Source organism: Desulfobacterales bacterium, from assembly GCA_029211065.1.
Lineage (GTDB): Bacteria > Desulfobacterota > Desulfobacteria > Desulfobacterales > JARGFK01 > JARGFK01.
Genome location: JARGFK010000130.1, coordinates 1 through 11,268, shown reverse-complemented (window position 1 = coordinate 11,268; position 11,268 = coordinate 1). Strand labels below are relative to the sequence as shown.

General features: G+C 50.8%; 10 protein-coding genes. All 10 read right to left on the bottom strand.

Annotation, left to right across the window (positions count from 1 at the left end; translation table 11 throughout):
- Positions 1 to 168: 168 nt before the first annotated feature.
- The 10 genes from P1P89_20050 to P1P89_20005 all read right to left on the bottom strand — a co-directional run bounded on the left by P1P89_20050 (position 169) and on the right by P1P89_20005 (position 11,040).
- Complete coding sequence (locus tag P1P89_20050) at positions 169 to 438, bottom strand: HU family DNA-binding protein (protein MDF1593807.1); 270 nt, start codon at positions 436 to 438, stop codon at positions 169 to 171.
- Between the two features lie 156 nt (positions 439 to 594).
- Positions 595 to 933, bottom strand: a complete 339-nt coding sequence (locus tag P1P89_20045) for an RNA-binding protein (GenBank protein MDF1593806.1) — start codon at positions 931 to 933, stop codon at positions 595 to 597.
- A gap of 135 nt (positions 934 to 1,068) precedes the next feature.
- Entirely contained in the window at positions 1,069 to 1,407 is a 339-nt protein-coding gene (locus P1P89_20040; GenBank protein MDF1593805.1) for a hypothetical protein, read from the bottom strand.
- 31 nt (positions 1,408 to 1,438) lie between these two features.
- Positions 1,439 to 1,588, bottom strand: coding sequence for a hypothetical protein (locus tag P1P89_20035; GenBank protein MDF1593804.1), 150 nt, complete (start codon positions 1,586 to 1,588; stop codon positions 1,439 to 1,441).
- 277 nt (positions 1,589 to 1,865) lie between these two features.
- Positions 1,866 to 2,066, bottom strand: coding sequence for a cold-shock protein (locus P1P89_20030; protein MDF1593803.1), 201 nt, complete (start codon positions 2,064 to 2,066; stop codon positions 1,866 to 1,868).
- 231 nt (positions 2,067 to 2,297) lie between these two features.
- The gene (locus P1P89_20025; GenBank protein MDF1593802.1) at positions 2,298 to 4,301 is read right to left on the bottom strand and encodes a transketolase; all 2,004 of its coding nucleotides are present in this window, start codon (positions 4,299 to 4,301) and stop codon (positions 2,298 to 2,300) included.
- Positions 4,302 to 4,538: 237 nt separating this feature from the next.
- Positions 4,539 to 6,302: a formate--tetrahydrofolate ligase gene (locus P1P89_20020; GenBank protein ID MDF1593801.1), complete on the bottom strand. Its 1,764-nt coding sequence runs from the start codon at positions 6,300 to 6,302 to the stop codon at positions 4,539 to 4,541.
- Between the two features lie 305 nt (positions 6,303 to 6,607).
- Positions 6,608 to 8,590 carry an ABC transporter ATP-binding protein gene (locus P1P89_20015; GenBank protein ID MDF1593800.1) on the bottom strand — a complete coding sequence of 661 codons (1,983 nt, stop codon included), beginning with the start codon at positions 8,588 to 8,590 and terminating at the stop codon, positions 6,608 to 6,610.
- On the bottom strand, positions 8,580 to 10,325 hold the full coding sequence (locus P1P89_20010; protein ID MDF1593799.1) for an ABC transporter ATP-binding protein: 1,746 nt from the start codon (positions 10,323 to 10,325) through the stop codon (positions 8,580 to 8,582). The genes P1P89_20015 and P1P89_20010 overlap by 11 nt, the downstream gene beginning before the upstream one ends.
- Before the next feature lie 118 nt (positions 10,326 to 10,443).
- Positions 10,444 to 11,040 carry a class II aldolase/adducin family protein gene (locus P1P89_20005; protein MDF1593798.1) on the bottom strand — a complete coding sequence of 199 codons (597 nt, stop codon included), beginning with the start codon at positions 11,038 to 11,040 and terminating at the stop codon, positions 10,444 to 10,446.
- Between the last annotated feature and the right edge of the window lie 228 nt (positions 11,041 to 11,268).

Sequence of the window (11,268 nt, the reverse complement as noted above, 5' to 3'; positions counted from 1 at the left end):
TTATGATTTTTCAGGCGGCACAGAACCTGGACGTTACGGAAGATTTCTTTTAGAAGAAAATGACCGCTGATACTTAGCCAGCAGCCCTTTTCCATTTTTCTTCAACACGTTAAGCGATCGGCTCGCCATTGCTGACCCTACCTGTAGGACACACCACCAAACGAACAATTATTTCACAGCGTCCTTCAATGCTTTTGCTGCAACAAACTTTGGCACCTTGCTTGCCGCAATGTCTATTTCTTCCCCTGTCTGGGGATTTCTGCCTTTACGCGCCTTCCTTACGGCCACTTTAAATGTGCCGAATCCTGCCACTGCTACAGGGTCTCCTTTTCCCAAGGCCTGGGTAATGCTTGCAAGAACACAGTCCACAGCCGCCTGGGCATCCGCTTTGGTGTTCAGGACCTTTGAAACCTCATTGACTAAATCCGCCTTGTTCATGTTTTGGCTCCTTTTTTGGCAATATTACATCGTCTTGCAGAGACGATATCGGTTCACTTTTTAAAAATTACGATACCAGCGCCCGGTTATAAAACCGTTGTCAGTTTTTATTTATGTACAGCTGATGATTCGGCGCTTAAGTCCGGGTGCCGCTTGTTAATAGCGTCTCCCGCCGCCGCCCGGTCTTCCGCCGCCCGGTCTCCCGCCGCCCGGTCTCCCGCCGCCCGGTCTCCCGCCGCCTCGGCTGCCTTCGGGGCGGGGGCGGGCTTCATTGACATTAAGGCTTCGGCCTTTCAAATCTTTTCCGTTCAGGCCTTCGATTGCAGCCTGTGCTTCAGATTTATCGGGCATCTCCACAAATCCAAACCCCTTTGCCCTGCCGGTTTCATTGTCTTTTATGACCTTGATGGTATCGACCTTTCCAAAGCTCTCAAAAGCATTTTTTAAATCCTCTTCGGTCACCTCATACGACAAATTCCCTACGTAAATGTTCATCCTGATCTCCTTCTGATAAAAATTAAATTCTTGACATATCGGACTGCTGTTAATTGAATATCACTGCAAACTACATTTGTAAATGGTAAGTATTATGGCTTTCAATTTTATCAAGATAATGGTGAAGTCATTAAATCAAACAGAAACCAGATCGATGTCGTCAAAAAACAACTCCACCGAACCATCCTTGGTCGTATCGTACAATGCCATGACGGATTCGGCGATTTGGGAGGCATATGGTGCGATGGGGAATATATTGTGGGTCCGAAGGGTTGCAACCAAGGCGTTCGTTCCTTTGGAGATGGAACTCACGATAGCCTCACTTTTATAGGTTTCTTCACAGAGAAATGAAAAATTTCCCATTTTCAGCATGGACGATTCCACTTTTTTCATGTTTTTGTCGATGACTGCATATTCCCTGATTTTGAGTTCATGTTTGGCGCCACTTCGGGAAATCACATATTTTTGTCGCATATCTTTTCTCCTTTGCATCCGGTTTCCATGCTTATAACTTCTCTGCTTCATTCTGGGCAGGATTTGGATTCTCTTCTGATTTCATGTTTTTTTCCAGTTTGCGTTGTCTCTTTTCTTCTTTCTTTTTCTTTCGCTCTAATTCTTTTTGGCGTTTATTAAATTGATAATTTGATCTTGCCAATTTGTTACCTCCATGGTGTTATTTCTGACAGCGACAACAAGAAGAGGATCTATAAAAGCGGACTTTTTTAAGATTTATACCGCTTTCCATAATAAAGTTCCGAAACAATAAATTGCGGTATAAGCGGTTGTAGAAAAAAACGTTGGGATAACGGAACGTTTTTTTGACAACCGCTATAAGGACTGATGACAGCGAATTGAAAAGGGATAAATTCAAAAAATAAGAAGGCATTCCCTCATTATGAGAAGGAATGCCTTTTTTTAGTCAGAACATAAGGTTAAAGCACAGTGACATTGGCAGCGGAAGGACCTTTTTGTCCCTGCTCTATATCAAAGGAAACCCGGTCGCCTTCACTGAGGGATTTAAAACCGACGGCATTGATTGCTGAATGATGAACAAAAACATCCGCTCCGTCTTCCTGCTCAATGAATCCGAACCCTTTTTGGTCGCTAAACCACTTAACTGTTCCATTGGTCATGATAACATCCTCCTTTCATAAAAATTCTCAACGTCACAAACTGGAGGGTGCCACATTGACAAATGGATTATTCCTTCAGAAAGAAACCGTCCCGCAGATTAGGCGGAACTTAATTGATTGGACATATTATAATCTTCATTTAGAAAGAAAGCAAGCTAATTATTTGTTATTTTTAAAAAAAAGGGCGAATTCACATATAAACGTGCAATAACGTAATGTTACGCGACCAATTTATTTCAGCAGCCCCAGTGCCCGCGCTGCAATCCATTCGGCGCTCAGTCCGAAGTGGCGGGTCAGCAGCCAGGCATCTCCGCTTTCGCCGAACCTGTCCTGAACACCCACCATATCAATTTTGAGTGGGGTTTGTTTTTCTTTCAGGCGCGCTGCTGTGCCTGCAACGATATTGCCGAAACCGCCGACCTGATGTTCTTCCACCGTCAAAATGGTTCCGATATCGTTTACGGCTTCCATGATGCTCGTTTCATCCAGGGGTTTGATGGTCTGCAGGTTTATAACGCGCACATCGATGTCATATTCTTCCTTCAGAATCCAGGCGGCGCGCATGGTTTCCGGGACCATTGCACCGCAGGCGATGAAGGCAATGGTTTCTTTTTCATTTTGATACTGATCGGCGGGTATGATTTCAAAGGCATCTATGAATTCGGGTTTTTGCTGCCGGTAGCGGTATATATTTGAGACGGCGAATTTAAACGGTGTGTCTGCCTTTGTTACGATCGGAGTGGCTTCGCGGCCAAAACGAAAGTAGGTCGGTCCGTTTACATGTAAAATTCCAAATTCAACTACTTTTTGGGTTTCCAACGCGTCGCACCCGACAATGATCGTCATATTGGGTAGAATCGACATCAACGCGAGCTCTTCCAGGGCCTGATGGGTAGCGCCGTCCGGGCCGACCGAAATTCCGCCGTGCGCTCCGGCGATTTTAACATTCAGGTTGGCATAACAGATCGTGGTTCTGATCTGATCCCAGGGCCTGCCGGTACAGAACACGCCATAGGTTCCTGTTACCGGGATTTTCCCTTCCTTTGCCATCCCGGCTGCCACCAGCATCATGTTTTGTTCCGCGATGCCGACGCTCACCACTCTGTTGCACCTTTCAGGAAAATCTTTTTCAAAATCGGTAATCTTTATGGAATCGGAGATGTCGGCATGGATGGTGCAGATTCTGGGATCATCACCGATTTTGGCCAGGGCTTTGCCGAATCCGAACCGTGAGGGTTCCATCCGGACGGCCATGTCTTGCTGCCTGTTCCACCAGTAGTTCCGGCTGAAAGACGGCATTTCATCAAATGTTTGTTTATTGGAACGGTTGTGAAACTCGGCAGCAGAATGAAACAGTTTTTCAATATATTCGGGGGTAAATTCCTTGAGATGAAGTTCCCCGATGGCCTTCAGGTACTCATCTTTCGAGGGGGCCTTGCCGTGCCATCCGGCTACATCTTCCATAAAACTGATGCCCTTTCCCTTGACTGTAAGGGCAATGATTGCGGTGGGCTTGCCTTTAACCTGTCTGGCTGTTTTAAAGGCATCCAAAAGCTGAAGAATGCTGTGCCCGTCAATTTCAATGACGTTCCAGTTAAAGGCTTTATATTTGTCGGCAAGGGGATCAACATTCATGACCCCCTCCACCCATCCATCAATCTGGAGCCTGTTTTTATCAATAATGGCGACAAGATTGTCGAGCTTAAAGTCGCCTGCGGCCATGGCCGCTTCCCAAATGGAACCTTCCTGCTGTTCTCCATCACCCATGAGCACATATGCCCGGTAGGGCTTTCCATCTATTTTGGCCGCCTGGGCACAGCCCACCGCTACGCCGAATCCCTGTCCCAGAGAACCGCCGCTCATTTCGATCCCTTTTAATTTGATCCTGTCGGTATGTCCCTGAAAAGGGCTGCCTAACCGACGGAGCGTTACCATGTCTTCCAGTTGATGGTATCCGGTTTCCACCAGGGCGGCATAGAGTGCCGGTACGGCGTGCGCTTTGGAGAGAAAAAACCTGTCGCGATCGGGCCAGCCGCTATTGCCGGGGTCATGCTTCATTTCATCCAGGAAAAGCGTTGCCACCGTTTCCATGGCCGAAAGCGATCCTCCGGGATGACCCGATTGTGCACACGTGATGGCGGTGAGTGCATAGGCCCGCATGAGCCTTGCCTTGTATTCGATTTCTTTAATTGAAAAGGTGGTTTTTTTGCCGGTGGTTGAATCGATGATTGCCATGATTTGCCCCCGCTTTCTGACTAGCCGATAAAGTTGTTTTTTTATCTTGCTGGAAGGTTGGCATTTCTATTTTCATTTTTAAGGGTATACTTTTAAAAGAAAGAAAAAAACAAAGAAGCAATACATTCATATAACATTTCGGGTCAATGAGCAACAGACGGCAGGCGACAGCTTCACAAAAAAAGAGCCCGGAATAAATTCCGGGCTCTTTGTCTTAACAACGCAAGTTTAAACGATTTAGAATAGTCCGCTGACCTTTCCGGTCTTGGCATCCACGTCGATTCGTCTGAAGGCCGGGTTGGAGCTGGTTCCGGGCATCAGGCTGATGGTGCCGGCGCAGGGGCACAGGAATTTGGCGCCGGAATAGATGAGCACGTCGCGGATGGGCAGACGCCAGCCCTTGGGAACGCCCTTGAGCGTGGGATCATGGGTGAGGCTCAGGTGCGACTTGACCATCATGGTGGCGAAATCGGCATACTTGGGGTCGCTTTCCAGCATCTTGGCCTTGGCTTCGGCGTCCGACTGCCAGTCAACGCCGTCGGCCCCGTAAACTTCCTTGGCAATCATGCTCACGCGGTCGCGCAGCTTCATTTCCATGGGATACAGGAATTTAAATTCATTTTTGTCGTTGCAGGCTTCGATGACGGCATCGGCAAATTCCAGGGCGCCGTCGCCGCCGTCGGCCCAGTGGGTCGATTTGGCGCAGCGGGCGCCGGCAGCCTCGGCCGCCTTGCGAACCACAGCGATTTCAGTGTCCGTATCGGTATGGAAGCAGTTGATGCACACCACCGGGTTGATGCCGGACTTGCGGATGACGTTGATCATGTGAACCATGTTTTCGCAGCCTTTTTCCACCAGTGCGACATTTTCCTTGGTGTATTCTTCCGGCATGGCTTTTCCGGCGACGACCTTGGGTCCGCCGCCATGCATCTTCAGGGCGCGGATGGTGGTGGTCAGAACCGATACATGCGGTTTGAGGCCGCTGAAGCGGCATTTCACGTTCCAGAATTTTTCAAAACCGATGTCGGCGGCAAAACCGGATTCGGTCACGTGATAATCGAACAGCTTCAGTCCGACGCGGTCGGCGATGATGGAGGACTGACCCACGGCGATGTTGGCAAACGGTCCGGCATGCACCATACAGGGATTGTATTCGGCCGTGCACATCAGGGTCGGGTTGATGGTGTTGCGCATGAAGGCAGTCATGGCGTTGCCGACCTCAAGATCCCCGGTGGTGACGGGCTTGCCGCTTTTGTCAAAGGCCACGGTGATGTTGTTCAGCCGTTCTTTCAGATCGGCCATGTCTTTGGCAACCGAAAGGATGGCCATGCACTCGGACCCCACGGCAATGCCGAACTTGGACTGCATGGTAAAACCGTCCTGACGGCCGCCCAGACCGATGACGATGTTTCGAAGCGCCTGGGCGCAAAAGTCCATGATCCACCCCATTTCAACGCGGGTGGGATCGACGTCGAGCCGACGCATGCCGGTCAGGCGCTTCAGCTGTTCGTCATTGTAGTTGCGCTCATGCTGCATCCGGGCGGTCAGGGCCACCATGGCCAGGTTATGGGCGTTCATGATATCGTTGATGTCGCCGGTGAGCCCCAGGGAGAACTCCGTCATGGGGATCAGCAGGGAGTTGCCGCCGCCGGCTGCAGTGCCCTTTACATTCATGGTGGGGCCTCCGGAGGGTTGACGCAGGGCGCCGCCCACATTGACGCCGCGTTTGCCGAGGCCTTCCATCAGGCCGCACGAAGTCGTGCTTTTGCCTTCACCCAGCGGTGTCGGGGTTATGGCGGTTACCTCAATGTATTTTCCATCTTTTTTGCTTTTGAGCCGTTCGATGATTTTTAAAAAATCCAGTTTGGCCAGGCGCCCCATGGGCAGGATTTCATCCTGTTCCAGCCCCAGCTTTTCACCCCATTCCTGCGGCGTCGGCATGTTTTTTTCAGCTTCCTCGGAGATCTGCCAGTCAGCCATTTTTACTGCATTGTAAGCCATGAATCCATTCCTCCTCTTATGTTGGTTTGTAATTACAGGATTGTCCCCTGTTGTAAAGCTGTAAGACCTCAGTCTCAATTCGATGGCGCTTTCAAAGGGTTTCGGAGGGTTGGCAATCCGGCCGGGTTTCAGCCGAACCGCACTAATTTTTCCCCTGGGTTTGCCAGGGGAGAAACCGCTTCAGCGCTGATTTTACAGACTACCGGAAAATTTTAGAAAAGTTTTTATAACATGCACACTTGGGTTTGGCAAGCGATATGTTGTCTGAATCAGGGGTCAGGGATCAGAGGGCAGGGAACAGACACTCAACCCTGCAACTGGTTCAAATTAAAATAAAACCCTTTCTGCTGGATTAGCTCGGCATGGGTTCCGGATTCGACGATTCGCCCCCGATTGATCACCAGGATACGGTCGGCACTTCGCGCGATCAGGAGGCGGTGGGCCACGATGATCGATGTTCTGTTCTTCATCAGGTTAAACAGGGCACCTTGGATTTTTTGTTCTGTTTCCGAATCGACATAAGAAGTGGCCTCATCGAAAATAATCAGGTCCGGGTTATGGGCAAACGCCCTGGCAATGGAAATCAGCTGGCGCTCGCCGCTTGAAATGGACACGCCGCCTTCCGATAAAAGAGTGTCGATGCCCTGGGGGAACTTGTCTATGAGATGCCTGCAGTTGGATGCCGCCAGGATGTCATTCAGCTGGGCGGCAGTCATTTCTGTCCGGCCCGGGGCAATATTGTCCCGGATGGAGCCTGAAAACAGAAACGGGTCCTGGGCGACCAGCGCGATTTTTGATCGCAGCAGGGGCGTTTCGATTTGTTTGATGTTCCGCCCGTTTATCAGGATTTCTCCGGCGGTGGGATCATAAAACCGCATGAGCAGTTGAATCAAGGTTGTTTTGCCGGAGCCGGTGGGTCCCACTACGGCCAGGACTTCTCCCGAACGGACGCTGAAGGATATTCGTTTCAGAACCGTTTCACCCGCCACATAGCCGAAGGAAACCGCATTAAAATGAATGTTTCTGATTTTGTCCGTCACAAGGGATTTGTCGGCATTCATCGGCAGCGGCCGGGGCAGTTGCTGCCGGTCGTCCAGGATCAGGAATATGCGTTCGGCCGAAGCCATGGCGTTTTGCAGGACGTTGTATTTTTCGGCGATGTCCCGGATCGGTCGAAAGAACATCTTGACATAGGAAATAAACGCCACCAGCGCCCCCAAACTGACCGTGCCTTCCAGAACCCGGTTGCCGCCGTAATATATAACAATGGCAAGGGTGACAACGCCTAAAAATTCAATGGCAGGCATAAATGTCGCGAAAATTTTAATCTGGCGCATGCCGGCCTGGTAGTTTTCATGATTCAACTTTTTGAATTTCAGATAATTTTCTTTTTCACGGCCAAAAAGCTGAAGGACCTTCAGTCCGCCGAGGGTTTCCGAAATCCGGGTGTTGATTTCAGCCACCTTGATTCGCAAGAGGCGGAAAGCCTCCCGGGCATGGCCGGAAAAGGTCACGGAGGCGTAAACAACAAAGGGCAGGACTGCAAAGGACAGCAGGGCCAGTTTCCAGTGGATGCTCAGGAGCACGAGGGCGATACCAACCAGCAAAAAAAGATCCTTGAACACAAATACGATCACGGATGTAAACAGTTCCTGCATATTCTGGACATCGTTGGTTACCCGCGTTACCAGGCGGCCCACCGGATTGCGGGTAAAAAAAGCGACCGACAGTGACTGGATGTGGTTGAAGAGCTGAACCCTGAGGTCATGCATCATGCGCTGGCCGGCAATTTCCATGATCATTTCATGTAAAAAATTCAAAGCAAAGTTTAAAATAACCAGCAGCAGAAACAAGGCGGTCATGCGACTGACACCGGCCAGGTCGTCTTTGCGCAGGAGCGCAAGATCTTTCTCATCCAGGGTGGAAAGTTTTGGGTATGCGATCCGGGCGGATGATCCCTCTATGCTGAACCGGTCCCAGTATTTGTCAACCACGGCCCGGATGTCGGCATCGGTTATATCCACCGTCAGATACCTGACACTGTCCTTCGGAGAGGCGGCGCTTTTTACGGCCCTTTCCGAGTATGAGGGGACAATATAGCGATCAATGGCGATTTTAGTAACATAGGGAAGGGAGAGATCCAGCAGCGTTATCATCACAACCAGCAGAATGGCTCCCAGCAGCCAGCGGTGATAGGGCCGGGAAAAGGGGTAAAGCCGTCTGAGCAGCTTGACGTCATAGGGTTTGCCCAGTTCCTTTTCTTCAAAATAGCCGTAATCAGTCCGCATGATACGCCTCTTCCAATTCCTGCAGGTGAAATGTTTTGGCGTAGTAGCCTCCGGACGCCATTAATCCGGCATGAGTTCCGGATTCGACGATACGGCCGTCGTCCATCACCAGGATGGTATCGGCAAAGCGCACGGCTGAAAGCCGGTGGGATACGATAAAGATGGTGCGGCCGCTGGACAGGGCCTTGATGTTCCGAATAATTTCACCACCGGTTTCCACATCCACCTGGCTGATGGGGTCGTCCAGGACCAAAACCGCAGACGCCGGCAGCAGGGCGCGGGCCAACGCGATGCGCTGCTTCTGACCGCCGGACAGGATAATCCCTTTTTCACCGACCAGGGTATCGAATCCCTCCGGAAAGGCCTGGATGGTATCGTAAAGGGCTGCGGCGCGGACCGCCTGGAGCAGGTCATCCTCCCGGACCCGGGCGTTATCGAGGGTGATGTTTTCACGGATCGTGCCTGAAAACAGGAACGGCTCCTGGGGCATGAAGGTGATCCGGGACCGGAGACTTTTGAGTGTCAGCTTGCGGATATCGATGCCGTCCAACAGAATCCGACCGGCGGTGACATCATATATCCGGGGGATCAGGCTCAGCAGGGTTGACTTGCCGCTGCCCGGGGGACCGACAATGCCGACGGTCCGGCCGGGTTCAACCCCTAAGTTAATGTCGGTCAGAACAGACCGGCTGCCGGATTTATAGGCAAAGGCAACATTTTCAAAAAAAAGCCTGCCGAAGGCCCGATCGATAGAGATTGCACCGGGCCCATCATCGATTTCAGGTGCTGTTTTTAAGATTTTGTCAATCCGATCCAGGGAGGCGGTACCGCGCTGGATCAGATTTGTCACCCATCCCAGGGCCATCATCGGCCAGGTCAAAAGCCCCAGGTAGCTGATAAAAGCGATAAAGTCCCCCGGCGTAATCGTGGCGGTAATGGTCTGACGCCCGCCCAGGAAAAGAACAACGGCCAGGCTCAGGTTCGAAAACAGAAGCATCATCGGGAAAAAAGAACCCGTAATCCTGACCAGCCGGATGTTGTTGCCGACATAATCGCCGGAAGCTGAAATAAATTTTATCGAGGCGGCGGATTGGCGATTGTAAGCCTTGATGATGCGGATGCCGGCAAAATGCTCCCGGGCCACCTCGGTTAAATCCGAAAAGGAGGCCTGAACTTTCTGATACAGGCGGTGCATTTTTTTGCTGAAAAAACGGGTTCCCACAACGATCAGCGGCATGGGGATGAGAACAAACAGCGTCAGTTTCAGGTTGATGTAGACCATGAATCCGATGGCGGCCGCGCCCAGGACAACAGCATCGGTGAGGGCCACCAGCCCCATGCCCATGGCCATGCGCACGTGCTGAAGGTCATTGGTGGCGTGAGCCATCAGATCGCCGGTTTTGACCCCGTCGAAATAGGCGGCCGAAAGCGTCTGGATATGAAAAAAAAGCCTGTTGCGCAGCCCTTCTTCCACACGCCGGGAGGTGCCGATAAGGCACAGGCGCCAGAAGTATCGAAAAAATCCGATCATAAGGCCCGTCGCGGCAATATAGAGGGCATAGACCGCCAGGTCAGCACCGTCGGCTCTAAAGGCCGTCAGGTCATCCACCGCCCATTTTAATACCCGCGGGATGAACAGCTGAAAAAAGTCAACGGCGATCAGGCAAACGATGCCGAACACGATGGCCGGTCGGTTTTCCAGAAAATATGGCTTTATTAAACGGATGGATTTCAAAATGGGGGGCGCTTTCCTCACCTTTTAATTTTCAGGGCACGGTTCATAAAATTGAAACTTCTCCCAAATGGCCGGGAGAAAGGGTCCAAAAGGGTACTATCTCATATTTACCCTTGGGTCAACGCGGTTTAGAAAGAGGTTTTATCGAAAGATTTTCAGAAAGCCACGCGATCCGGGCGGTCTCCTCCACCAGACCGGCGAAAGACAATACCTCCCCAAGGTTTTTCCCCAAAGTGACAATCCCGTTGTCTTCAAGCAGCAGGATATTCACGCCGGCATAGCTTTTTCTCTGCCCTTCCATACATAGGCACAGTCCTTCAAACCGCGACGGACAGGTTTGGCATTTTACCCGGAGGATTTCCCTTAGCGTTCGCCGGCTGTGGGCGGTAATTAAAGGGATTTCGCTGGAGGTTATGGAATATGCGGTGGCAAAGGGCGGGTGAAAATGGCCGATGGCAAAAACATCCCGTCGTTTTTTATATGAATTGATGACATAGGGCGTGTCCGCCGGCGCGATCACCCCCGCCGGTTTCTCAATAATATTTTCTTCCAAGTCCAGCAGGATCAGATTTTCAGGCCCGATTTCCCCAAGGGAGGCGCCTGCCGGGGTGATCAGCACCCGATCGCCATGGGGCAACCGGACACTCAGCAGGCCGGTGAATGGACCACACAACCTCCTTACATATGCCTTTGCCGAAAATCGACACAGTTCCATTTTGTAAAAATTTAGATTTTCATGGGATAATGTTGGCGCCACGGGCGAAATCCGTCATCTGTTGCGTTATCATACCGGACAAAATATCAAACAAGTCTTTAGATAATAATTCATTTTTTGTTCTCTGCAACCAGGGAAGATAGTTTCCCCCTCCCTGATTCACCGTCAAGAAAAGTAAAAAACCTCGTTGATCCTGAAGAATCAGGGTGATAGGTTAATTTTAGACAA